At 45.8% G+C, this 22,276-nt stretch carries 28 protein-coding genes; 4 read left to right on the top strand and 24 right to left on the bottom strand.

What is annotated here, in order from left to right:
- Window positions 1-145: 145 nt before the first annotated feature.
- Entirely contained in the window at window positions 146-319 is a 174-nt protein-coding gene (gene rpmF, locus M3661_RS16720) for a 50S ribosomal protein L32 (protein ID WP_019424932.1), read from the bottom strand.
- Window positions 320-367: 48 nt separating this feature from the next.
- A complete protein-coding gene (locus tag M3661_RS16725) occupies window positions 368-883 on the bottom strand; it encodes a YceD family protein (RefSeq protein ID WP_065290311.1) in 516 nt (171 codons plus the stop codon).
- A 257-nt stretch (window positions 884-1,140) separates the two neighbouring features.
- Here M3661_RS16725 and M3661_RS16730 point away from each other — a divergent pair, with 257 nt between their 5' ends.
- Window positions 1,141-2,409: a nucleotidyltransferase gene (locus M3661_RS16730; RefSeq protein ID WP_251486803.1), complete on the top strand. Its 1,269-nt coding sequence runs from the start codon at window positions 1,141-1,143 to the stop codon at window positions 2,407-2,409.
- A gap of 220 nt (window positions 2,410-2,629) precedes the next feature.
- On the opposite strand, the gene M3661_RS16735 is transcribed toward M3661_RS16730, so the two are convergent.
- Entirely contained in the window at window positions 2,630-3,784 is a 1,155-nt protein-coding gene (locus M3661_RS16735; protein WP_251486805.1) for a YlbL family protein, read from the bottom strand.
- Window positions 3,785-3,830: 46 nt separating this feature from the next.
- On the opposite strand from M3661_RS16735, the gene M3661_RS16740 reads away from it, so the two are divergent.
- Window positions 3,831-5,099, top strand: coding sequence for a nucleoside recognition domain-containing protein (locus M3661_RS16740; RefSeq protein WP_065290308.1), 1,269 nt, complete (start codon window positions 3,831-3,833; stop codon window positions 5,097-5,099).
- Window positions 5,100-5,152: 53 nt separating this feature from the next.
- Here M3661_RS16740 and coaD read toward each other — a convergent pair whose 3' ends face one another.
- The 7 genes from coaD to M3661_RS16770 all read right to left on the bottom strand — a co-directional run bounded on the left by coaD (window position 5,153) and on the right by M3661_RS16770 (window position 9,246).
- Window positions 5,153-5,668, bottom strand: a complete 516-nt coding sequence (coaD, locus tag M3661_RS16745; RefSeq protein ID WP_065290307.1) for a pantetheine-phosphate adenylyltransferase — start codon at window positions 5,666-5,668, stop codon at window positions 5,153-5,155.
- A 73-nt stretch (window positions 5,669-5,741) separates the two neighbouring features.
- Entirely contained in the window at window positions 5,742-6,332 is a 591-nt protein-coding gene (rsmD, locus tag M3661_RS16750; protein ID WP_251486807.1) for a 16S rRNA (guanine(966)-N(2))-methyltransferase RsmD, read from the bottom strand.
- A gap of 238 nt (window positions 6,333-6,570) precedes the next feature.
- Window positions 6,571-7,155 (bottom strand): NAD(P)H-dependent oxidoreductase, encoded by a 585-nt coding sequence (locus M3661_RS16755; RefSeq protein WP_251486809.1) that lies wholly within the window; start codon window positions 7,153-7,155, stop codon window positions 6,571-6,573.
- A gap of 497 nt (window positions 7,156-7,652) precedes the next feature.
- Window positions 7,653-7,787 (bottom strand): hypothetical protein, encoded by a 135-nt coding sequence (locus M3661_RS30290; RefSeq protein ID WP_260612203.1) that lies wholly within the window; start codon window positions 7,785-7,787, stop codon window positions 7,653-7,655.
- On the bottom strand, window positions 7,771-8,301 hold the full coding sequence (locus tag M3661_RS16760; RefSeq protein ID WP_251486812.1) for an accessory gene regulator ArgB-like protein: 531 nt from the start codon (window positions 8,299-8,301) through the stop codon (window positions 7,771-7,773). Before M3661_RS16760 ends, M3661_RS30290 begins: the two co-directional genes overlap by 17 nt.
- Complete coding sequence (locus tag M3661_RS16765; RefSeq protein ID WP_065290304.1) at window positions 8,246-8,962, bottom strand: hypothetical protein; 717 nt, start codon at window positions 8,960-8,962, stop codon at window positions 8,246-8,248. The genes M3661_RS16760 and M3661_RS16765 overlap by 56 nt, the downstream gene beginning before the upstream one ends.
- A 116-nt stretch (window positions 8,963-9,078) precedes the next feature.
- Complete coding sequence (locus tag M3661_RS16770) at window positions 9,079-9,246, bottom strand: hypothetical protein (RefSeq protein ID WP_175400464.1); 168 nt, start codon at window positions 9,244-9,246, stop codon at window positions 9,079-9,081.
- Window positions 9,247-9,443: 197 nt separating this feature from the next.
- Here M3661_RS16770 and M3661_RS16775 point away from each other — a divergent pair, with 197 nt between their 5' ends.
- On the top strand, window positions 9,444-9,782 hold the full coding sequence (locus M3661_RS16775) for a tyrosine-type recombinase/integrase (protein WP_251486817.1): 339 nt from the start codon (window positions 9,444-9,446) through the stop codon (window positions 9,780-9,782).
- Window positions 9,783-10,072: 290 nt separating this feature from the next.
- Here M3661_RS16775 and M3661_RS16780 read toward each other — a convergent pair whose 3' ends face one another.
- From M3661_RS16780 to M3661_RS16845, 14 genes are all read right to left on the bottom strand, one after another.
- Window positions 10,073-10,357, bottom strand: coding sequence for a DUF4183 domain-containing protein (locus M3661_RS16780; protein ID WP_065290302.1), 285 nt, complete (start codon window positions 10,355-10,357; stop codon window positions 10,073-10,075).
- 166 nt (window positions 10,358-10,523) lie between these two features.
- Window positions 10,524-10,808 (bottom strand): DUF4183 domain-containing protein, encoded by a 285-nt coding sequence (locus tag M3661_RS16785; RefSeq protein WP_044357822.1) that lies wholly within the window; start codon window positions 10,806-10,808, stop codon window positions 10,524-10,526.
- A gap of 359 nt (window positions 10,809-11,167) precedes the next feature.
- On the bottom strand, window positions 11,168-11,608 hold the full coding sequence (locus tag M3661_RS16790; RefSeq protein WP_065290301.1) for a DUF4183 domain-containing protein: 441 nt from the start codon (window positions 11,606-11,608) through the stop codon (window positions 11,168-11,170).
- Window positions 11,609-12,024: 416 nt separating this feature from the next.
- Window positions 12,025-12,495, bottom strand: coding sequence for a phage holin family protein (locus M3661_RS16795; protein WP_065290300.1), 471 nt, complete (start codon window positions 12,493-12,495; stop codon window positions 12,025-12,027).
- Window positions 12,496-12,786: 291 nt separating this feature from the next.
- Window positions 12,787-13,716: an endonuclease/exonuclease/phosphatase family protein gene (locus M3661_RS16800; RefSeq protein ID WP_251486977.1), complete on the bottom strand. Its 930-nt coding sequence runs from the start codon at window positions 13,714-13,716 to the stop codon at window positions 12,787-12,789.
- A 214-nt stretch (window positions 13,717-13,930) separates the two neighbouring features.
- Window positions 13,931-14,173: a hypothetical protein gene (locus tag M3661_RS16805; protein WP_021256618.1), complete on the bottom strand. Its 243-nt coding sequence runs from the start codon at window positions 14,171-14,173 to the stop codon at window positions 13,931-13,933.
- A 94-nt stretch (window positions 14,174-14,267) separates the two neighbouring features.
- Complete coding sequence (locus tag M3661_RS16810; protein WP_021256619.1) at window positions 14,268-15,518, bottom strand: cation:proton antiporter; 1,251 nt, start codon at window positions 15,516-15,518, stop codon at window positions 14,268-14,270.
- Between the two features lie 19 nt (window positions 15,519-15,537).
- Window positions 15,538-16,023 carry a cation:proton antiporter regulatory subunit gene (locus M3661_RS16815; RefSeq protein WP_065290344.1) on the bottom strand — a complete coding sequence of 162 codons (486 nt, stop codon included), beginning with the start codon at window positions 16,021-16,023 and terminating at the stop codon, window positions 15,538-15,540.
- A gap of 204 nt (window positions 16,024-16,227) precedes the next feature.
- Window positions 16,228-16,587, bottom strand: coding sequence for a hypothetical protein (locus tag M3661_RS16820; RefSeq protein WP_065290297.1), 360 nt, complete (start codon window positions 16,585-16,587; stop codon window positions 16,228-16,230).
- Window positions 16,588-16,719: 132 nt separating this feature from the next.
- Window positions 16,720-16,968 (bottom strand): DUF3951 domain-containing protein, encoded by a 249-nt coding sequence (locus tag M3661_RS16825; RefSeq protein ID WP_065290296.1) that lies wholly within the window; start codon window positions 16,966-16,968, stop codon window positions 16,720-16,722.
- Between the two features lie 90 nt (window positions 16,969-17,058).
- A complete protein-coding gene (locus M3661_RS16830; RefSeq protein ID WP_065290295.1) occupies window positions 17,059-17,838 on the bottom strand; it encodes an SDR family oxidoreductase in 780 nt (259 codons plus the stop codon).
- A gap of 418 nt (window positions 17,839-18,256) precedes the next feature.
- Window positions 18,257-18,574 carry a hypothetical protein gene (locus tag M3661_RS16835; protein ID WP_251486820.1) on the bottom strand — a complete coding sequence of 106 codons (318 nt, stop codon included), beginning with the start codon at window positions 18,572-18,574 and terminating at the stop codon, window positions 18,257-18,259.
- A gap of 133 nt (window positions 18,575-18,707) precedes the next feature.
- Window positions 18,708-19,499, bottom strand: coding sequence for a hypothetical protein (locus M3661_RS16840; RefSeq protein ID WP_021256625.1), 792 nt, complete (start codon window positions 19,497-19,499; stop codon window positions 18,708-18,710).
- Between the two features lie 165 nt (window positions 19,500-19,664).
- Entirely contained in the window at window positions 19,665-20,306 is a 642-nt protein-coding gene (locus M3661_RS16845; protein WP_021256626.1) for a YitT family protein, read from the bottom strand.
- Window positions 20,307-20,956: 650 nt separating this feature from the next.
- On the opposite strand from M3661_RS16845, the gene hmpA reads away from it, so the two are divergent.
- Complete coding sequence (hmpA, locus tag M3661_RS16850) at window positions 20,957-22,171, top strand: NO-inducible flavohemoprotein (RefSeq protein WP_251486823.1); 1,215 nt, start codon at window positions 20,957-20,959, stop codon at window positions 22,169-22,171.
- The last annotated feature ends 105 nt before the right edge of the window (window positions 22,172-22,276 follow it).

Consider the following 22,276-nt stretch of genomic DNA (forward strand, 5'->3'; position numbering starts at 1 on the left):
AGAGTAGTATATATAAAAATGGGTCTAAAGGAAAGTACCAGTTTTTATACCCCTCTTTTCCTCCTAATATTATCCAGGGTAAGAGAACAAAAAAAGTAGCACCCGTGAGATCACGAAGTACTACTTTTCCTGCATAGATATCCGATTATTGTTTGATAATCTCTCTAGCTTTGTATGTTCCGCACACTTTGCATACATGGTGCGCCAATTTCAACTCACCGCATTGTTCGCATTTTACCATGCCCGGCACGGACAATTTGAAGTGCGTACGGCGCTTGTCACGACGTGTTTTCGACGTTCTTCTTTGAGGTACTGCCATGTTTACACCTCCTTACCCAAGTTACGTGTTATTTCTACTGTCAGCTTTCTATTTCTTAAAGAAATCTTGTAACCCCGCCAGTCTCGGGTCGATTCGCTCAGTCGAGCATCCGCATGGATGTTCGTTGCGGTTCGTGCCGCAAGTCGGGCACAAACCCTTGCACGTCTCGTCGCATAGCGGCGCATACGGCAAGTTCATTAAGAGCGCCTCTTCCACGTAAGGCTTCAAGTTGACAAGGTCGTCCGCCACCGTAATGACGTCCTCCTCATCCCCTTCAGCGGGAAGATCAGTAGAGTCCTTCAGCTTGAACTGCTCATCAAACGGAATAACGTACGTCTCGGTAAACGATGTTAAACAACGCGAGCATTGCAGTTCCATCTTAGCGGTCAGCTTGCCATGAGCTCGAGCGAACCCATCACCTTCCGCCTTTACCGACAGTTCGACATGAACCGGTTCAGAAATGGTAACATCAGAGCGCTCACGCGCTACCTCGTCGGCACGAAATGCCGTATTAATCTGCGTTTCCCCTCTACCAGCAGTTATGTCTCGAAATCGAAATTCCATACTATCACTCCAAACAAACAAAATTAATTATAGCGATTAACGTCATGCTTTGTCAACCAAATTCGTTTGACAGTTTGCCAGAGCCGGAGCGCGATTCCCCTTCCTATGGAAAACCATTCAATCATGGTATGATTTGATTATCAACACCCGTGGATTGTCTGGGAAAGAGATCCGTCAATAAGCATTCAATGCATCTACTTTAGATACTATTGAGATACCATATTACCGCATTCAGCGCCTGAAAGGAAGAGACGTGAATGAGAACGCTCGGAATCGTCGTTGAATACAATCCGATGCATAACGGTCATGTATATCATCTCCAGCAATCGAAAAAAGTTTCAAATTGCGACGCAGTGGTCGCTGTCATGAGCGGACATTTCCTACAGCGTGGCGAACCAGCCTTGACCGATAAATGGTCGCGAACGGATATGGCACTTGCAAATGGCGTCGACCTTGTCCTCGAATTGCCTGTTGCCTACGCTGTTCAGCCTGCGGAATGGTTCGCCTACGGCGCTGTTGCCACCCTGCAAGCGACAGGCGTAGTTGACGCTCTCTGCTTCGGCAGCGAGCTTGGTGATGTTGAACCGTTCTTACGTGCAGCAGATATCCTCGTTAACGAGCCTTCGGGCTTCACAGATCAGCTGCAGGAGCATCTGAAGGCAGGTTTAACCTACCCTGCTGCTTATGCCGCAGCAGCGGGACAAGCAATGACGGCAAGCCGCACCAGCCCTTCTTCATCCGAGGCTGCAGACTGGATGGCGCAGCCCAACAATTCCCTTGGCCTGCACTATGTAATGGCGCTCCGCCGATTGAATAGCGCAATCAAACCGCACACGATTGCTCGCACACAGGCCGGCTACCATGATACGGAAGCACCAGAAGGCTCAATCGCGAGCGCAACCGCCATTAGACGATTATGGACGGAAGAAGGCACTCTCGAGACATGTGCACAATATTTGCCGCCAAGCACACTGCGTATTCTTGAGCAGGAGCATCGCTTCGGCAGAGCACCAATGAGCTGGGATTGTTATACGCGTGAGCTGATATATCGGCTACATCAGTTGTCCCCTGAATCCATTGCGCGTCATCTAGAGGTTACGGAAGGGCTCGAGTACCGGGTGAAACAGGCACTCGGCCAAATGACAGCACAACGCGTGGAATCCCTGCTTGAGCAGCTCAAGACGAAGCGCTATACCCGAACGAAGCTGCAGCGGATGCTCGCGCATATTTTGCTTCACCATGACAAATTCCATTTTGGATCCGATGGCTTGAAGAAAGGGCCCTGGTACATTAGAGTTCTTGGGTTCACGGACACAGGACGCGCCCTGCTGAAGCGAATGAAGCAAAGCGCAGAACTGCCGATTGTGTTAAGCGTGAATCGCGATAACTTCAATCTCGGAGGTTATTGCGGCCTGGAAGCTGATATCCGAGCAACATCGCTGTATGCGAACGCCTTTGGGCGTTGGAATGCTCGTGATGCTTATCGGGACTATTACGAGTCACCTCGGCGACATCAATCAAACTGAGGGAAGAATAAGCACAAAAGATCGAGCATGGGAGCATCTCGCCCTCACCTCGATCTTTTGTCCATCTAGCCCTTATTTCATATTAAGAAGGTATATCAGCCTGTATTCCCTCATATCTGCATCACGATAGTTGCCCACTCCATGATCAGACAAGCTGTGCTTCATGCTATTAAAGCTCGCCGCTACTTATTCCACGAGCCCTTCGCTTTACTCTATACGTTTACTGAGCAGCCTTCTGCTCGGCGCCAAACTTCTGAATTGCGTTCAGTGCATCGCCCACTGTACGTACCGATACCAGCTTCATTTTCGTATTCATCGTTTCGAGCTTCGCCTTCGCTTCCGCATAATTGCCTTCTGGAGCAAGGAACAGCGCCGCCTTCTCACGATCAGCAGCCACAACCTTAAATTGAATGCCACCAATCACGCCTACATTCCCGCCAGGTTCAATCGTTCCTGTTCCTGCTATCCGATAGCCTTCAGTTAAGTCCCCTGGGGTTAAGCGGTTTATCAGCTCCAAGGTAAACATAAGCCCAGCGGATGGACCGCCAATGTCACTGTCTTTGAAGGTTATGGTTTTTCCTTTATCCTCAGGTATAGCTTCCTTGCGTTGTCCGTACCGAAGACCAAAGCCAACTCGCTTCTCCTCTTTCTTATTCGGATCCGTCAGTTCCACCAATGTCGCCTTTACAAGTTTCTCTTTCTTGTCACGCTCAACCTTGACCTGCACCGTTTCTCCAGCTTTGCGGCCCTTCATAACTGCTTGTAATGCTTCGAAATCATTAACCGGCTTACCATCGACTTCGATGATCCGATCATTGGTCTCGAACTCATTGTGCGCAAGGTTCGGGTAGTTGTAAATAACATACACGCCTTCGGATTTCAATTGGTACGGGATCTTCAACTGGTTATAGGCAGCCAGTACCGCGCCTAGCTGGGAATCACTCATGTTGAACAATTGCTCAGTCACATATTCCTGTTCGCTTCTTCCTTGTAGGGAATCCGCCTTCTTGCCAAACTCGGCATGCGGGTCAAATGATTTCCATAATAGCAATGCAAGGTTCGCATATGTGCGGCGCACCGTGGTAAGCATAAATGTCCCTTCTTCTGTGTCGTCTCCAGCTTGGACACTTACCATTGGCTTCACCTGCTCGGCACTGCCCGGCGTATATATCACATATGGTGTTGGCATATACACCATCACATACAAGAACAAGAGTGCTGCAAAGAACCATTTCCAACTGCCTAATCGCCAACGCTTCGAGCCTTGGCTGTCACGTACTGCTTCTTCTTCCATTATTGCATTCCCTCCTGCTGCTTCCGCTCGCCCCTGCTTCGTTGTACAAACTGGTCTAAAGCCTGTCTTTGGTACGTACATATGTGGAAGTACCCTACTTCCAATACTGTTGCAAGAGGTGAACATCATGTTTTCATTTCGAACGCCGCTATCCCAACACCCGTTAACGACGCTGTTGATGGGAAGTATGGCAGTTCTTCTCGTTATTTGCATTGTATCGTATCCGGATCAAGCATTCCAAGCATCACTTCAAGGCTTGAAAATATGGTGGAACATTATATTCCCGGCATTGCTGCCGTTCTTAGTATTGTCTGAAATGCTCTATGCTTATGGATTCGTCCATGGACTTGGTTCCTTGTTGGACCCCCTTATGCGTTTGTTGTTCCGTCTGCCTGGAGTTGGCGGCTGGGCGTGGGCGGTCGGCTGGACGGCCGGCTATCCAGCAGGAGCCAAGGCTGTTGCCCAACTGCGCAATCAACAGGTTCTATCTCGTCAGGAAGCTGAGCGGCTGCTCTGTCTGTCCCATACGAGCAGTCCCCTTTTTATTATAGCAGTCGTAGGTGTTGGGTTTATGCAGAAGCCTGAGCTTGGGCTAATCATCGCAATTATTCACTGGGCTTCCTCTATCCTAACTACACTTCTAATGCGGTTCATTCACCGCATGCGCCCTGAGTCGCAACCATTACGCACATCTGCTTCACTATCGAAATCTCACCAGAAATTCTACCAACGGATCATTGGGCAGATGGAGGGCGCCCATCGTCAGGATGGCCGTCCCTTCGGCAGAATGCTGGGCGAGTCCGTTACTTCAGCTGTCCAAACCTTAATGATGGTCGGCGGCTATATGATGATATTCTCCGTTATCATTCAAGTGCTGCGCATCGCAATTCCGCAGGAGCTTGGCAAATATATCTTGAACGGATTGCTTGAAGTAAATTTAGCGGCGTATACGCTCGGTTCAGCAGCATTCTCATCTCCTGTATTTCAAGCAGCGCTGCTCAGTTCCGTTATTGCCTGGAGCGGCATCAGTGCTCTTCTTCAAGTTCACAGCATTGTGAAGACGACGGATCTTCGCTTCGGCCATTTTATACTATCCCGTCTGCTTCATGCCTTATGTGCATTTCTGCTCACTTATATGCTATGGTCGCCACTTCATTCCCTGCTCCAATCATCAGATTCAGCAATGTCAGCATTATGTACGCTAGCAACCAACACATCCAATGCCTATGATGCGCCTGTAATCGCGGAATCAAGCAGCCTGCTTCCGTTATTGACTTTCATTAGTCATTTGCCAATATGGGCTCAAGCTTCCATGCTCATTCCCGTAGCCTGTCTATTCCTATTCACTTTATTCGTACTGGCACAAACCGTTGGACGGCTGTTCACCCGAGGCTAAACAAAAAAGTCCATATCGACCGTTGATTCATACTGGCGACATGGACCTGCTGCTTACTTTGAATCTTTGTATTTATCACGCAGTGCCAATTCTACTTCAGGTGCCACCAATTCGCTGACGTCACCATTGAATTTCGCAATTTCCTTGACCATGCTTGAGCTTAGATAGGAATATTTCGGATTCGTCATCATAAAGATCGTCTCTACTCGTGGGTTAAGCTTCTGATTCGTGGAAGCCATCTGCAGCTCATATTCGAAGTCTGTGACAGAGCGAATGCCGCGCACGATCACATGGCCCTGCTTCTGCTCCATATAATTGACCAGCAAATCACGGAAACTGTCAATTTCCACATTCGGGATATGCTGAGTAATCTGCCCAAGAAGCTCCTTCCGTTCCTCAACACTGAACATTGGCTGCTTCGACAAATTGTTCAACACCGCTACGATGAGCTTATCAAATTGCTTAGCCGCTCGTTGTATAATATCAAGATGCCCAAGTGTAACCGGATCGAAGCTTCCCGGATACACCGCAATGCGCGGCTCATGCACTTGCTCTGTATGTTCCGTCATGACAATGGATCCTCCTTATGCCCTACAGCAGATTATTCTTCTGCACGTTTCATTTCCTCATATGGTTATAAGCTTATGCGTTCTGTTCAAGCTCAGCTTCCTTCTCTGTCTGTTCCTTGACCCGATATACCGTAATTCCAATTTCTCCGTACTCTGTTTTCTTCCATACGTAGAGAGGACCGATCTCTTCGGGATATTCATGCTTCGAGTCATGCTCAACGACAATCGTCGCATCCTTCGAGATTAACCCGTCATTCCACATGCCTTCCAGCAGTTCGTCCGCATCCTTCAATCGATATGGCGGATCAAGAAAAATAAGTTCAAAAGAAATATCACGCTTCGTTAATGCCTTAATCGCCCGCTTGGCATCATTGCGGTATACTTCACTCTGCTCCGCGACCCCTGCCGCCTGAACGTTGTGCTTCACAACTTCGACAGCCTTGGGATCCTTGTCCACGAATATCGCTTGTTCCGCACCACGGCTAAGTGCCTCGATGCCAAGTCCGCCTGTTCCTGCGAACAGATCCAGCACACAGCCGCCGTCAAAATACGGCCCGATCATGCTGAACAAGGCTTCCTTGACTTTATCTGTCGTCGGCCGCGTCCCCATGCCGGGTACCGGCTTCAACGAGCGACCTCTTGCTGTTCCTGAAATAACTCTCAATTCACTCCACCCATTCTTATGCGCCTCAGCGCAGCTTATCCGTATAATCATGATGGTATGTAACGGTAAACTTCTTGTATTTCGACGTTTATCGTACCACATTTTCTCCTAATTTGAAAAAGGAAAACGTGTCCTCATTCAGACTTAGCTTCTTCATCACACAATCCCTCTATAAAAAGAAAAGCTCCTTATCCGGAAATAGGGTTCCCGATAAGAAGCCTTATCTATCAACATCAACTTATCGATGCAGCTGCTGCAGCAGTTCCTTCACACTAACAAGCATCTGCTTGCGCGCTTCATCGTCAATTGTCGTCACGGATGCAAAGAACCGATGTACAAGCACTTTCATGCCGACAAATTCAAAAATGCCGCTGTCTGTCGTCTTCTGCATGGCCTCATACATGCCGCTCTGCTCATATTGCTCATGTGTGTTGCCATGTGTGGACAAGAGCAGCGCCGACTTCCCTAACAGCAGCTTCTCTATGCCGTCAGCACCATATTTGTAGGCGAAGCCATACGAAAACACACGGTCGATGTATCCTTTCATAATGGCAGGCATGCTTGCCCACCAGATTGGATAAATCATGATGATATGATCTGCCCACATAATATGACCCTGCTCCTCCTCAATATCAGGGGGCAGTTCATGCTGTCTGAACAATTCGAAGTCTTTGGCCGACAGCACCGGATTGAACTCCATTTCATACAAGTTGCGAACCAATGCGGCATGTCCCTGATCCTCCAATTCAGCTTGTACCATTTCCATAATGGCGTGATTGAAGCTGTTCGGATTGGGATGTGCGTATATAATCAGATGCCTCAACTCGATCTCCTCCTACATATATGACCATCACCCCTGCTTATACAGCTGGGCAAGTTCATTTTGGTTATAGGATGTGAGAAAGCGGCATCATTTATCGAGCCCTACAAATTTTTTTCGACATGTATATTTCTGCCCAATCGGGCAATCATTAAAGTATCGACATCATCGAATGTCGTAGACAACCGCGGAGAAGACTTACGTTTCCCCATAAGCTCTTCGTCCGGTTTCTCCTCTCCCATGAGGGTGTCCTAGCAATAGGGCACCCGTTTTAATTTACTCCAAACCCTTATACATAAGATTTCAAACGTTCTTTAGATGTTGTTTTATTCAGCGAGATTATCTTGGTGAGGACTTAATGGGGACTTAGCCAAAAACAGGATACTCTGTCCAAGCAATATCCAACTATGCTCTACACCGTTCACTAATTTCACTGAAGTGATGATACGGTTGCTAAAGCATTATATTGCCGGATATGATGAACTTTTCAAAGTACCATTTTAATTCTCATGCTTTACGTTCTTCAAAGCTGTTGGGAGTTTCTTAGCACCGAAAACGATCTTTGCTTTTTTCGCTTCTTTTTCAGCACTTTTCTCCAATCGTTTCATGAGAAACATTTCAATGTTCTTTTTCATCCTTGACACCTCCTTTCGGTAGTAATGTTAAGGCTTGTACAAAGAGAACAATCGCTATAACACTAGATTGCAGGATTAAGTTACCACTTGCTATCAACATTGCTATGTACTTATACAGTATATCATTTTTGTGGACAGTAAGTTCCTCAAACCAATTTGGGGCTCGAAAATAATAGATACAAACGGATACCAAAGTCAAAACAACAGCAGTCGTTTTCGATAGGAGTATCATAGGCGTTATCACACAAAATAATGAAGATATGATCATACACGCAGTTAGTGAAGAAAAATGTGCCCCTCCAGAAAACCTTCTAATAGCAGCTAATGCCACTAATGCTAGTATAGATTCATATAGATGTCCGAAGATAGTCCCTAAAGTTACTGTAATCAAGATTACTCCATATTTATTTAATTTCATTGCAATTCCATATTCTAAAACCTCTACATCAACATCGCTCTCAGGGTTGTTCTTCTTCAATTTTATTGCAATGTTTCTCGATATCGCTTCTAACACTTTCGTAATCTCCCCGATCCGAGTAATAGTAAGCAATGCCAAAGCTTGCTAATGAAAGTATCATGAGCAATATGTAATTCTGAGACAGGATTATTAATAAAGTCAGGAATATCGTTACTGCCGATATTATTCCCGAAATAACAACAATTCGATGACTATACTCTGAATACTTAATTCTGAATGTATCATGAGGCGGCACGATGATGAATGAAAATCCTCTTCCCGTCATCCATAGGAATAAGGCAATGGCCGCACCAACAACAATAGAACATAATTGAATAGCGTTGACAGGGAACCCCGTATAAACAAATATTACTGATTTATCAGCTATCCCTATGGTGGCCAAACAGTAGTATACAATCATTTGGATCGATATGTATGCCGATAATCCTGATCCGATAATAAATGCTGCATAATGCAGCCTGTATTCCAACACGGAATAGTAAAACATTACAAATATGATATATTGCAAGGGCAAATCCAAAGCAGGTAAATTAATTACAGTCCTCATTAAAAATGAACATATTACTAATGCTACGGATAATACAAGTATTTTATACTTGTACCTTAATAAAGGCTGCTTATATATCTTTAGGATCAAAGCATTAACAACTGCAGCATCGAGGGTACTAAATAATATGTAAGTTAAAGACTGACTCACTTTGCACCACCCTTTATAGTTATATAAGATTATTATAAGACAGTACCTGAGAGTATGGTAATGTTAATTGACATTATGAACTAACAAAAAAAGCCCTAGATGACCTAGAGCTTAGATCAATCATTTGAAAATGCCAATCCATAAAACTCCCCAAACGCTGTGTAAAACACCGCAATTCCTTTTTCATTCTCCTTTATCATATACACATCTTTTACATCGAGTTCGACATAAGGATCATTCTCGCCGGTCTTTACACCATCTACTGGAATCCCAAGCACCTTCATTTGACCACCCTTCCTTTTTATCCAGTATACCCAATGAAAAACCTACATGAAAGGAATTCGACTAGCTTGGGGATTCACCTAAGTTATTGAACATTTAAAATGTCGTCCACACTCTTGTTGATGTCTTTTTATACTATCTTTATGTCAGGTAGTATGTGGTAGATAGATTAACATTATGCAAAGCAGAATGGGACAATATGAAAAATGATAATGCTGATATTTGGGAAGGAACTTATGGGGATTTCTTATTTTGCAATAAAATCGGGATCCCGTTCCGTCCCAAATCGCTTACAGAAAAATGGAAGGATTTCAACGCTACAATTCCTAAACTGAAGTTCATACGGTTCCATGACTTCCGTCATACGTCGGCTTCCATATTAATCGGAGAAGGTGCTCATGCTAAAACGATATCTAATCGATTGGGCCATTCTAAAATAGGAACAACCATGGACGTCTATGGGCATATTATCGAATCAGTGGATCGAAAGACAGCTTCCATTTTTGATGATGTATTATTCAGTGGCGATGGGGACTAAACTTGAAATTTGGGGACTAATTGTATTAATCATTACATTTTTTCGTCTTTTTTAATCCATTACCAACAGTGCGTTTCCCTTATTCTATAAGTGTTTATCCTTCATGACCGTTTAATACCGTTTATCCATTTCCACATCTCCCACGAAGGTGTCCTAGCAATAGGCACCCGTTTTAATTTGTCAGAAACCCTTATGTATGGAACTTATGATGCGTCTTGAAAAAAAGTTGATCCAAGGCTTGCCTTGGATCAACTTGATATTTAAACACACACACTATTTATATATCGGCATTACGTTACGACAAATTCGACGAGGATTGGGGTAGCAGGGTCAAGCGCATCTCCTCCAGGAATCGTTATCGTTGTTGTCGTTACTGTCGACGTATCTGCTGTCTGGATGGTGCCATTAATATAGAGAATATAATAAGCGAATAAACCTGGGAATGCTGTTGCTGCAGCACCAGCGTCATTCGTAAAAGCTGTTGCGGCAACCGCGAATGTGGCGCCAGTTCCAGTCCCGACTCCAATCGTAGCTGCAAATTTCCGACTTGCTATAAATGGTTGAGTAATAGCCATTATTTTCTCCTCCTTTTCTTAAGGGATACTATATTAGATGCATGTGGGACAAGTATTGAACCTTGCAGTTGTCTTGAAGAAAAAACACATTTAAAAGCCAACAAAAAACTGCTCTGGAATATAACCAGAACAGTCTATGATCAGCATATGAAACAATCGTTCTTGGTTAATTCACAATAAACTCAACGATGAGCGGCGTGGCAGGATCAAGCGCATCTCCTCCAGGGATTGTTATTGATGTTGTCGTAACTATAGACGTATCTCCCATTTGGAGAACCCCATTGATATAAAGGTCATAGTAGGCAAATGAGGCTGGAAATGAAGTTGCTGCAGCACCAGTATCATTTGTAAATGCTGTGGCTGCAATCGTAAACGCAGCACCTGTTCCCGTGCCTGCTCCGATGGTCGAACTGAATTTCCTGCCTGCCAGAAACGGTTTAATAATTGCCATTTATTTCACTCCTCTTTTGGGATACCTTATTTAATGCTGATCCTAGAGGTACTGATTGTGTACATGACATGGTGAACGCTCAGGTTACAACTTAAATCTTTTCCAAAAAAATTAGCATACTTGCAAAATTTTCGTGTTTGCTTTCCTCCAACAATCTTGGAGAAAGAGAAAGTATACCTTCTTTGGTTAAAGGTCTTTCTCGACTTAAGCTTAAGGTAATATCTATGTATCCTATTTTTTCACCTCCTGTTGTAAGATTGCGGATCGAAATTATATCCCACATACAGGAAACAAGCGACTAATTGGCCCCTCATGATCTGTTCCCCGCTTTCTTAAGTTTGTTCGATCCCTAATCCGAATCATCCCATTTCCGCATGAAAAATTCGTATGAACTGAAGCGTTATAGGAACGCCGTCCACTGGCACCTCATCAATGGTTAATGCCCCAGCCGACACCTTGTATACAATAAGCGGCTGAAGAACGCCGTTGATGAACAAGTTCGTGTAGGAAACAGTTGCCGGATCCAGTATGTCCGAGCTTCCGTATTGCGGCAGCGCATTCTCATTCGTGTACGTGGATTTTACCCCGTCGCTTCTTGTAATGAATTGGAACGTTTCTACCTTCAGCACCTTGCCCGTCTCCGGTGGAGCCGGCGGTACCGGTGGAACAGGAAATATTAGCGCGCACCCAGGGGGTGGCCATATGCTTCCAGACGTCAGCCCGCTCGCCTGGGCATATTCGAATTTCAGCTTACTACTCCAAGGTTTCGACGTTATGCGAATCACATTATCACCGTTCATATATCCACCTGTCCCCTTACCCAAATTTATGTCGTGCTTTGATAATGCTTATGATATTCATATCCTTTTAGCCTGCTTAGGGCATATATACATTCCATAATCAAATCTGCAAAAAGAGGCTGCACAAGAGCCAATTAACAATGCTCTGAAACAGCCCTTCGTCATCGTGTTCCGCAATATTCAGCCGAAAAACAAGCAACTTGATAACCATCATCCGGTCTCTGACCGACCTTACCTGAAATTTATGTAGGAGCAACATATTTTCCACAAAGACAGCCTTCCTTCGAGATCATTCACGTTCACGGATAGAATAAGGAGTGCCTCTCATTCCAGCATCAAACATACTAGCTGTCCAAGGCCACTCCTTCCTTCCACCGCCGCATCGCGTTCAAGGCTCGTCCTTTTTGAACAACAGCTTAGATTTGAGGGGAGTTGTCATCTTTCTCCTGCTGGTTGTCTCGCTTATCCCCCTTCTGACTGTCGTCTCCATCGTTACTTTTATCCTTCAATACAAAAATCGCCTTTTTGATTACATTTGGGACCGGTACACCGAGTCGGCCTCCATTCTCAACAATCGACAACACCTCATTAGCCATATAAAAGTATGTTGTCGCATCTCGAATCAGATCTTTGCTATTAAACGTAATATCGATCTGATGAGCGAGCGCAATAATGAAGAAAATGAATACTTTGCGTGCTATCCCGACAAGACCGACCCGACTCAGCAGTTTTCCTTCCACAGCGGAAGCTAACATCCCTGTCACATAATCTAATATTACCATCGTTAACAGAACCTGAACTAACGCAGGCCATCCTCCAAATACAAACGAAAACGTCCCTCCAACAGCTGCAGCACCCGTTTTGAGTAGAAGATTGAATCGGTCCATGCTTGCCCTCCTCTGCAGTCGTATACACTTCGGCCTGTATCTAGCACTTTCAATGCCTCTGCTAGAGTATTGACGAAGCACTCGCAGACCCTGACTATATGATATGCAGCATGCTCGTTGCCCGACAAAGGCAAGCCTCCTAACTCGCTTTCATTGCAACAATGGTCAGGATGATTTTGATTTACTAGATTGAAAGATTTGCACTCAGTCAAACAATGGCCTAACCTTCCCTTCCCTGGCAATTGATCAACAGCAAAATACGGCACCCCACGGAGTACCGTATCCGTATCCCTATTCCTTATTCAATATTCCGGCTCGCTCAATTGTCCCTTTACCTTGGACTATCCGTTCATGGCTCACTTGAATGGATGCTCCAATGTCTATCGGAATCCTTGCAGGAATGAGTTCGAAGGTAGAGACAACTGCCCGATGATCAGACGGCCATGGCGTAATCGTAATATCAGTATAGGGACCTCTCTCGCCTACAATACGGCTGTCAATCGTTACTGCAGCTCCTCCTACATACACAAAATCAATGCGATCATGCACCTCATCCAGCGCGATTCGTCCATTTTCCCCAGCTGTCCAGGTTGCAGCAGGCCTCACGAATGGATCAGGGTAAGCATCTCGATAGGAATCTCGCAACTGTAGCTGCTCCAATCGTATGGACACCGGCCATTCGACAGCTACGCCAAAGTGCATGCTCTTCGCTTCATCTGTCCAATCCAGATGGGAAGGAACATTGAAATCGCCTGTGAGAAACACAGGAACGCCTTGACTTGCCAATTGTCCGAGCAGATGGAACCGACTGTTCATCTCCTGCATATGAATTCGGTTCTCGTTCTCCACCACAACTGCAGCATCCAGCCCATCCCGTATGTCATAGGGCCCATACGGCTCGTGGCACAAGTGAACATTGCTCATGGCAGCCACCTCGTCCGGCGCAACCTCTATCCATATGAACTCCTTATGCGCCGATTGATGAAGTGGATACCGGCTCAAAATACTGTGCCCCTCATCATAGTAATAGTTCAGCTTGTGAGCGAGTGCAGGAAGCTGTCCATCTGCTTCTTGTATGCCGATCACATCCGCTTCTGCGGTTCGAATGGCTTCCGAAACCTGAACAATCGAAGTACTGCCTCTCCAGATATTGAATGTCATTACCTTTAGGTTACGTCCGCTCTCCATTCCTTGAACAAACGAATCCCGCTTGTTCCTCATCACATTACTCCCTCCCCAGCCCAGTAACACAGGTTACGAACTTTCCTAACGTGTAGTTATATGAACCGCTACGGATGAACATGACAAGATGTATCGTTCTATCACTGACATTCTCCATAACGCTCGATTCCCCTTCTTGTCCTCTAAGAGAAAAACAAAAGCCGCTGAATGCTCAGCGGCTCAAATTCGTAACCATCATAGATGGAATGTTCCATTACGCATAGGGTTCTGCTAGACAGTACTCGTCCTCCATATGGCGAATCCATTCTTCCAGCTCATCCAGCTGTTCGAAGGTTCGTACCGCAATAGGAGCACGGTTAGGTACGTCTCGCTGCAGAATGACAGTATCGCCCGCCATCATGCGTTCCCTTGCATGTCTATAGATTGTATCCACCCGTTTCCAATCCTTGTGTTCATAAGCGCTCCCAATCTGCGTGAGATCGATAGTGATATTCATACGCTATCCCTCCCTTGAATGGGTATGCCTTACAATATATAATATAACCTATTTTTCTCAAAACGTACCCAATCTTTAAAGATGAGCCATCCAATTATACACCATCTGAGTTCGTGCTCTGTTCCTTGCCACGAACTCGCTTCTTCCCGAATAGCGATTTACTCCCTTGAATCCCCTTATCGACCAGGTTGTATATGCGCTTGGACTCCTTCGTTAAGAGCGGACCTAAGATCGCCAGCAACAATACATATAGCACGGCAAAAGATTGGACAACCGGTAGCAGCCCTCCAGCCTTTCCGATATTCGCCATAATAATGGAGAACTCTCCTCTTGAGGCCAATGTGAAACCAATGTTAATGGAAGCACGGCTCGATAAGCCTGCTGCGCGACCTGCCAGCATCCCTGCGATGACATTCCCGATTATTGTCAAGATCACGGCGACAATCGCCATACCAACTGCTCCGCCTAATGTCATTGGGTCAATTGTTAAGCCGAAGCTGAAGAAGAACACAGCCCCAAAGAAATCACGGAAGTTAATCACATAATGTTCAATCCGCTTTACATGCTGGGAATCAGCAAGTACAAGTCCTACTAATAGAGCTCCTATCGCCTCTGCCACATGCAGTGTTTCCGAAAATCCAGCTACGAGGAACAGCGTTGCCATCACCAAAATAAGGAACAGTTCTGATGATTTCCCGTTCAAGATTCGATCAATGAACGGCATCGCCTTGCGGCCCAAAATAATGAATAACAAAATGAATACAAGTGCAGATCCCGTTGTCATCAGTACCGTTCCGAGGGATGCGCCCCCGCTAAGTACAAGACCGGATAAAATGGACATATGAATAGCGATGAATAAATCGTCAAACATAATCATGCCCATAATCACTTCAGTTTCCGGATTCGCCGTCCGTTTTAAATCGACCAATACTTTCGCTACTATCGCGGTTGATGAACTTGTCATAATCCCGCAAATGACTAGTGTCTCCGCAAGTGGCATTCCCATCAGCCAACCTATCAACAAGCCGGAGACGAAGTTAATCGCAATATAGGAAATTCCTCCAACCACGATGGATTTCCCTGATTTGAGCAAGCGTCCTACGGAGAATTCCAGCCCCAAGTAGAACAACAGGAACAGTACCCCAATACGCCCCATAAAATCAATAAAGACTGAACTCTCAATGAAACGGAAGTCAAATATCCAAAAGTGCGGCGCGTGCGGCCCTACCGCCATCCCGATCAGAATATAGAAAGGAATGACAGAGAAGCGAAGCTTCGTTGCAATAACGCCCACTAGTCCAATTAAAGCAATAGCTAATCCAACCTCGAAAATAATCGTATCCATAGTTCACCCCGTTTTCTGCTTATTCGCTTCCACTTAACAGCCAAGGCTTAAGCAGCTTAATATGTTGTCTTTCCCCTGCAACGACAAGCGTTGTATGAGCAGATAACACGACATCAGGTCCTGGATTGATTATTTTCTTGTCCTTTTCAAGAATCGCTATAATCGTTGCCCCTGTCGTTTCGCGTACTTTAATTTCTCCGATGCTCTTGCCAACGCAGGCTGCATGAGGCTCCACCTTGTACCATTCAATCATGAGGTCATCCAAGGCAACATTGACCGTCTCGAGTGCCTTCGGCTTATAGATAAGCCCACCAACGATAGCAGCAACTGCGCGCGCCTCATCATCATCCAATGTCACCATCGAAATACTCTCTTCTTGATCCTGCTGATCAAAATGATACATCTCCCGACGTCCATCATCATGTACTATGATGACCAATTGATCTCCATTGCGAGCTTCCAACTGATATTTACGACCGATTCCTGGCAATTCTGTTTCTTTCATATTCAAATGAAATCCCTCCAACCGTCCATAGGTTTATTTTTCCTCACATTGTGAAATAAGGAACTTTATATACATGTCAAACACATCTCTTATGCAGCACAAAATAATCCATGTAGATAGCGATTTTTAATGCCATAGAGAACATCTTGCACTGCTATTCCTTATTCAATTTCAAGTACAGTCTTGTGAATGAATGTAAGAGATTTACACTACGAACGTAGAGGTGAATTTGATAGGCATGAGAAATAAACGCTTCCGTATAACGAAGAAACAGCTGTGGAGAAACCTAATAACAGGGGGCATACTAAAGGTGAATTCCTTGAAGAAGAGAATAAACATCACTACAATCTTCTTCACAAATAGCTGCTTCATGGCAGAGGCATGCCGTGAAACTGGTATAAACTGCTGCTCATGGAAGGACTTCGCCAGCTTGGAGGGATTGTTCCAGTTGACGCGATCTTCCTCGACCATAAACGTGGAAAATACCGAACACAAAAGCAGGAGGGCAACACACACAACACCAAGTATGCTGTTTTTCTCCCACTGCACACTCAATCTTGTCATATCGCACCCCCTGTCGTTAGTTAATCGTACATTTTTTTATTAGAAATAAGGTTATCATGCAGATCAGTAGCAAGCAAGAAAGATCGAACATCCATTCTCTGGATGAACGCGATTCCGCTCAACTGCAATGGTTCACTTCGACTCTCCAGTTGACATTGCGCCAGATGATTGTGGATCCTTATCATCACCATGACCGGCCTGTTCCTCATGATCTTCCTTCTCTTCATGAAATTCCACGCTCGATTGCGCTGTAATATAATCGAAGGGCGTATAATGAACCTCGACCGGCTCCCGCCTCACGAATTGCTTGTAACCAACCCATCCTACGATCATCATCAGAAATAAACTAAACATGCCAATCATGACTGTGAAATAGATCATTGCATCCTCCTCAGTCGCAGAAATGAGCGTTACTAGATACTACGTAGTACAAGTGGAAACGTTTCATTTTTTTCAGAATCATTCATTCGTCTAATTACGGAAGCCCCCATCTGAATGGATAATTTGCCCCGTAATCCATTCTGCTTCGTCACTCACCAGGAATGACACTAAGCGCGCTGCATCCTCTGGCGTACCAATGCGCCCTGTTGGGAACTTCGGTCTTAAGAAGTCCTGCACGAACGCTTCCATCCCGGAATCGGTCGGACCAGGATCGATCGCATTCACCGTAATTCGATGAGAGGCCAGTTCAGCAGCTAACGAAGTAGTGAAGGCAGATATTGCCCCCTTCGAAGCAGCGTAGGCCAAGTTGCCAGGCTGCGGTTCCTTGTCCTGCCCGGACACGAAGTTCACGATTCTGCCGCCTACTTCCGCAGCCTCAAGCCGCTTCGCGAATTCCACTGATAACATCATCGTTCCTCTTACGTTCACGATACAATGATGATCGATAATCTGTGCCGTCACATGGTGACGGTCGACCTCTACACAATGTGTAGCATTGTTAATGAGGATCGTCGGTCTGCCTAGGCGATTCTCGACTTCATCCAGCAGCCGAACAGCAGCATTGGCATCGAAGTAATCGAGCTCCATATGCCCCACCCGAACCCCGTACTCCCTAAGCTCCTGTGCAAATTGCTCTGGCCAGCCGCCGTTCGCGTCCTCATAGCCGGTCGCCTTATCGTAGTGGCACAAGTGTGTAAAGAGCACATCGACGCCTTTCGCTGCAAGCTCTCTGCAAATAGCTGCACCAATTCCTTTGGAGCGGCTTGCTCCAGTTACAATTGCAATATTACGTCTATTCTCGTTGTACATATTTATCGTCTCCTTATGGGTAAGGAACGGCAATCGCAAGCTTATCGGAGATGCCAATGTACCAAAAAAAGCAGACACCCATGGCGTCTGCTTGGTCAGTTCATAACACTTAACCTTGCGTTCCTTGTAATGGGTATAAATAGACACACCTATCCCGTCATCGAATCTCGTTCGGAATGGTACGATCTATTCAGTTACGGCTCCATTACAAAGTCCACATTTTAAATATGAATCCCCTCTCATACATCTCCTATGCTATTGTATCCCTACATTCGTAATATATCAAGGTTTTCTCGCCATCACCCTCCGCGGGCTGCACGTACCATGCTTGGGATCAACACTGTCTAAAAAAGAAGCCCGGCAGTATGCCGAGCTCCCTTCTCGTGCTTTGTGTCATTACATCCTGCGCCATTTTCAACTAGCGAACCAATCGCAGCCATACAATATCTCTTCCTTCATTGACCCCAATGCGCACGTTTACTCCAGGATGAATACTCCGGAACTCCTCACCTTGAAGATCAGTGGATCCAGTCAAGCGGAATACTTCCTCACGATCCCCCGAATGAATCGTAAGCCGCTCTGCCTCTATTGCCTTGACACTGCCTTCATATTCTTGCACGACTACAGCCGCCTTGCCTGGCTCGATCATCGTGGAATTCACGAAGCCAATCGTAAATGCAGCGGTTCCACCAATAAGTACGATTACAGTTAGGACAATCCACATCCATTTTTTCATACGCAATTCCCCTTCTGACTGACTCGATGCACATAACCGCCTTTGCTCCATCAGCGTTTGCCTTCATTATAACATAGGCACCCATGTACCTCACCTTATCAATGACAATGGTGCTTATACTGAGTTCCCAATGTTATCCTTGGGCAGAGTCAATCTGAGCAGGTTCGCCAAGCTCTAATACCGCCTGCTGCTCGGCAAGAATTCCTGTCATAATCGCTGCATACAATTCACCGATGACCGCACTGGATTCATTGAACGGCTCCAAGCCATCCATCGTCAATACACCGTACGTTCCAAGTGAAATGCAAATCAATGAGCGGTAGGGACTCTTCGATTCTTGATTGCGTTCCCAATCCTCGTCTTTCAGTACATCTGCACATTGGACAGTAACCTGCTTACGGAAGGAACGTCCCGCTACAGAGCGATCAATATGAAGATGGCGCTGTCCAACATAATGGTTCGGGAAGCCAACCGAAGCAAGCTGTAGAATTAGTATTGGCTCCTCATACTTCCAAATGCCGCAGCGATGATGACCGCCTGGAGCGCACTTCATATCTACAGCGAGCATATCCAACATCCGCTGCAGCAGGAAGTTCGATTCGTGAAGAACAGCATACGGGTCTGCCATTCCCCGCAACCCATTAAGCGCATCAGCGAACGGCTTCATATTGCGCAGCGCGGACAGCATTTGAGAAGATGCGTGCTCCGTGAGGCCTCCTGTCACTTGCAAATTGTCCACTTTATCCTGCAGCAGCTTCATTCGATCCTCCCGATTGAGCACCTCATGAATAACTTCGGTAAACTTCTTGTTAATATAGAGTGTCTTAATGAAATAAAACACCAATCCTGCCGCAATCACAACAGCAAAGAGCTGATATGACCATGCCGGCAGCTTGTCAAGCATCGCTTTAATGATCGCTTCCATATCGTCCCTCCTTTCTTACCTGTCCTTGGATCAAGAATATGACGGGAAATGAGCGAACATGCATTCTGCCTTTGATTTTTTTCGAATATAACAAGAAAGAACCGTTCAGTCCTCCCTGATCAGGAAGCAACCGAACGGTTCTCTGTATCCCAAACTCGTGCTTGATTATCCATGTTGATGCCCAACTGCTGGTCGTACCGGGATGGAACGACTGCGTGTCGTGCCAATCTGTACCGTCCACGTAATTACCTTGCCTGCTATGCTGACAGCTAGTATCGTATACAGCGTGTCGACAAGCGGCAGGAAGAATAAGGACAGCAGCAATACCGCTATATCAAAAATAATAAATACTGTACCTATGCTTAAGTTCATCTTACGGCTCATAAATAATGCCAGAATGTCATCACCGCCTGAAGCGCCTCCATGACGCAGCACGAGACCTGCTCCAAGTCCTGTCAACAATCCAGATAGAACAGCTGCAAGCACCATATTACCGCCTAGATTCATATTCCATGGCGAAAAGCGCTCGCACATCTCGTACGTTAACGAGAACACTCCTGTTGCAATTGCCGTATTCATAATGAATGTCCGCCCTTTCAAAAACCAGGCAGCAATAAATACCGGAACATCCATGCATAACACGGTCAGCGCCGGCGACCAATTAAACGTATACTTGCCAAGCAGCGCTAAACCAACAAACCCGCCTTCAGCCAAATGATTCTGAAAATTAATGTGATAATAACTGAAAGCCAACAACATTGATCCTACCATCATCCAAAAAATCTTACGTAATTGTTCGTTCCCCATCTTCGTAACCTCTCGTTTCGTAATGTAGCCCTTCGACTTACCGAGAGGAGACGGATAGGGGTTCCTATCCTTCGAACCATCATAATTCACGCATCCTTCTCGTGTCAGTCTCCGTCATAGCGACAATTGACAAATCAACGAGAAGAAGCTAGATGTAAGAAAGATCATAACGTTTCCAGACTGTCCTTTGGGGTTTCATCCTTCGGGGACGCATTGGTATCCTGATCCTTTCTTGTTTTGTCTTTTGTATTGCTTTACTGATTGTATTATACCATAATGTATATTCCCTCTAAACCAATCCCATTCTGCAAATATCGCTGTCGTTCGGATTTATTTGCAATGAACTGCTCCGAGCTTGGCATAGTCCTAGTTAAGATCGATATCCTCCCTGATTTCCTCCGAATTACTCACAAATTGGACACTTTTACATTTCATTTTTCAATTTTGTCCTATTCGTTGTTGCGTTCCTCTTCTGTTACTCCTCTATTTTTTCATCATGTTCATAAAGCTATCATATTTAGTGTGCGCGAGATCACATTGTGACGAATATCACATCTATAAAATAGCAGCATAAACACTGTGATGCCGCATTCATTCGTTCATAATCTACTGCGCATCATATGATCGTCATTAATAAGGAGGAAACTCTTATGTTACAACCTCGCACGATTGAAATTGTGAAATCTACAGTTCCTGTATTAGCTGAACACGGTCCTCAAATTACAACACGCTTCTATCAGCTCATGTTCAGCAATCATCCAGAGCTGCTTAATGTATTCAACCATGCCAATCAACGACATGGCAAACAGCAGATGGCGCTTGCCAATGCGGTCTATGCCGCTGCAGCGAATATTGACCGCTTGGAGACAATCTTGCCCGTCGTACGCCAAATTGCCCAGAAGCACCGGGCACTTAACATCAAGCCAGAGCACTATCCAATTGTCGGCAAGCATCTCCTGCTTGCTATCAAGGATGTACTAGGCGAAGCTGCTACTGATGACATTATTGAAGCCTGGGCAGAAGCATATGGCGTTATTGCCGTCGTATTTATTCAGGTAGAGGCAGAAATGTACCAGGAAGCCGAACAGCAAATCGGCGGCTGGTCAGATGTGCGACGCTTCCTCGTTGTCCGCAAAGTGGAGGAAAGCGACATGATCACCTCCTTCTACTTGAAGCCTGAGGATGGACAGCCAATCTCCTCCTTCCTTCCTGGCCAATATTTAACGGTTCGGGTTCAGCCGGAGGGACATGAAAATACCCATTATCGCCATTACAGCTTGTCCCAAGCCCCTCAATCCGATACTTACCGCATTAGCGTAAAGCGCGAGAGCGGCGGCGAACATGCACCTGCCGGCATCGTCTCCACCTATCTGCATGACGAGGTGCAAGTAGGTGATGTCATCGAAGCGACTGCACCTGCTGGCGATTTCACGTTGAAGCCAGGTACGGCCCCAGTTGTGCTGATTGGCGGCGGTGTTGGGCAGACACCTCTTCTCAGCATGCTGCACACGCTGGCGGCAGCAGAACCGAAGCGGGATGTCTATTCGATTCATGCTTCGCGCAATCAAGCGGCGCATGCTTTTGGTCAAGAAATGAATGATCTAGCCGCTCAGCACAGCCATATCCACACTTTCTTCTGTTATGAGAAGGGCAGCGAGGCAGAAGCTTCTGTTCACACCGGATTCGTGGACGCGCAGTGGCTTAGCTCCATCGTTCCCGCTTCCGTATGGGAGGATGCGGACATTTACTTCTGCGGCCCAGAACCATTCATGAAGGCCATCTACCGAGCAGTGAAGCAGCTTGGGGTTTCTCCTGAGCGTATTCACTACGAATACTTTGGCCCTGCAGGTTCCTTAGAAGTTTAGACCGCAATGACGACAGAAGGGACACTTCTTGCGCTCAGCAAGGGTGTCCCTTCTTCATGTTCGTTATCCGAATCTCTCAACATTCTCTATATACAACTGCGGGAA

Origin of the sequence: Paenibacillus sp. MER 180, assembly GCF_023713665.1 — a bacterium.
Taxonomy (GTDB): Bacteria; Bacillota; Bacilli; order Paenibacillales; family Paenibacillaceae; genus Paenibacillus_B; species Paenibacillus_B suaedae.

What these genes read in the sequence shown, in the direction of transcription:
- M3661_RS16740 (WP_065290308.1), top strand. Translation starts at nt 3,831, where the DNA reads ATGTTTTCATTTCGAACGCCGCTATCCCAACACCCGTTAACGACGCTG.
- M3661_RS16820 (WP_065290297.1), bottom strand. Translation starts at nt 16,587, where the DNA reads ATGACAAGATTGAGTGTGCAGTGGGAGAAAAACAGCATACTTGGTGTT.
- M3661_RS16735 (WP_251486805.1), bottom strand. Translation starts at nt 3,784, where the DNA reads ATGTACGTACCAAAGACAGGCTTTAGACCAGTTTGTACAACGAAGCAG.
- hmpA (WP_251486823.1), top strand. Translation starts at nt 20,957, where the DNA reads ATGTTACAACCTCGCACGATTGAAATTGTGAAATCTACAGTTCCTGTA.
- M3661_RS30290 (WP_260612203.1), bottom strand. Translation starts at nt 7,787, where the DNA reads ATGAAAAAGAACATTGAAATGTTTCTCATGAAACGATTGGAGAAAAGT.
- M3661_RS16730 (WP_251486803.1), top strand. Translation starts at nt 1,141, where the DNA reads ATGAGAACGCTCGGAATCGTCGTTGAATACAATCCGATGCATAACGGT.
- M3661_RS16725 (WP_065290311.1), bottom strand. Translation starts at nt 883, where the DNA reads ATGGAATTTCGATTTCGAGACATAACTGCTGGTAGAGGGGAAACGCAG.
- M3661_RS16840 (WP_021256625.1), bottom strand. Translation starts at nt 19,499, where the DNA reads ATGGAAGCGATCATTAAAGCGATGCTTGACAAGCTGCCGGCATGGTCA.
- M3661_RS16795 (WP_065290300.1), bottom strand. Translation starts at nt 12,495, where the DNA reads ATGGACCGATTCAATCTTCTACTCAAAACGGGTGCTGCAGCTGTTGGA.
- M3661_RS16845 (WP_021256626.1), bottom strand. Translation starts at nt 20,306, where the DNA reads ATGGGGAACGAACAATTACGTAAGATTTTTTGGATGATGGTAGGATCA.
- M3661_RS16835 (WP_251486820.1), bottom strand. Translation starts at nt 18,574, where the DNA reads ATGAAAAAATGGATGTGGATTGTCCTAACTGTAATCGTACTTATTGGT.
- M3661_RS16815 (WP_065290344.1), bottom strand. Translation starts at nt 16,023, where the DNA reads ATGAAAGAAACAGAATTGCCAGGAATCGGTCGTAAATATCAGTTGGAA.
- coaD (WP_065290307.1), bottom strand. Translation starts at nt 5,668, where the DNA reads ATGACGGAACATACAGAGCAAGTGCATGAGCCGCGCATTGCGGTGTAT.
- rpmF (WP_019424932.1), bottom strand. Translation starts at nt 319, where the DNA reads ATGGCAGTACCTCAAAGAAGAACGTCGAAAACACGTCGTGACAAGCGC.
- M3661_RS16785 (WP_044357822.1), bottom strand. Translation starts at nt 10,808, where the DNA reads ATGGCAATTATTAAACCGTTTCTGGCAGGCAGGAAATTCAGTTCGACC.
- M3661_RS16825 (WP_065290296.1), bottom strand. Translation starts at nt 16,968, where the DNA reads ATGATCTATTTCACAGTCATGATTGGCATGTTTAGTTTATTTCTGATG.
- M3661_RS16800 (WP_251486977.1), bottom strand. Translation starts at nt 13,716, where the DNA reads ATGAGGAACAAGCGGGATTCGTTTGTTCAAGGAATGGAGAGCGGACGT.
- M3661_RS16805 (WP_021256618.1), bottom strand. Translation starts at nt 14,173, where the DNA reads ATGAATATCACTATCGATCTCACGCAGATTGGGAGCGCTTATGAACAC.
- M3661_RS16810 (WP_021256619.1), bottom strand. Translation starts at nt 15,518, where the DNA reads ATGGATACGATTATTTTCGAGGTTGGATTAGCTATTGCTTTAATTGGA.
- M3661_RS16790 (WP_065290301.1), bottom strand. Translation starts at nt 11,608, where the DNA reads ATGAACGGTGATAATGTGATTCGCATAACGTCGAAACCTTGGAGTAGT.
- M3661_RS16830 (WP_065290295.1), bottom strand. Translation starts at nt 17,838, where the DNA reads ATGTACAACGAGAATAGACGTAATATTGCAATTGTAACTGGAGCAAGC.
- M3661_RS16780 (WP_065290302.1), bottom strand. Translation starts at nt 10,357, where the DNA reads ATGGCTATTACTCAACCATTTATAGCAAGTCGGAAATTTGCAGCTACG.
- M3661_RS16770 (WP_175400464.1), bottom strand. Translation starts at nt 9,246, where the DNA reads ATGAAGGTGCTTGGGATTCCAGTAGATGGTGTAAAGACCGGCGAGAAT.
- M3661_RS16775 (WP_251486817.1), top strand. Translation starts at nt 9,444, where the DNA reads ATGAAAAATGATAATGCTGATATTTGGGAAGGAACTTATGGGGATTTC.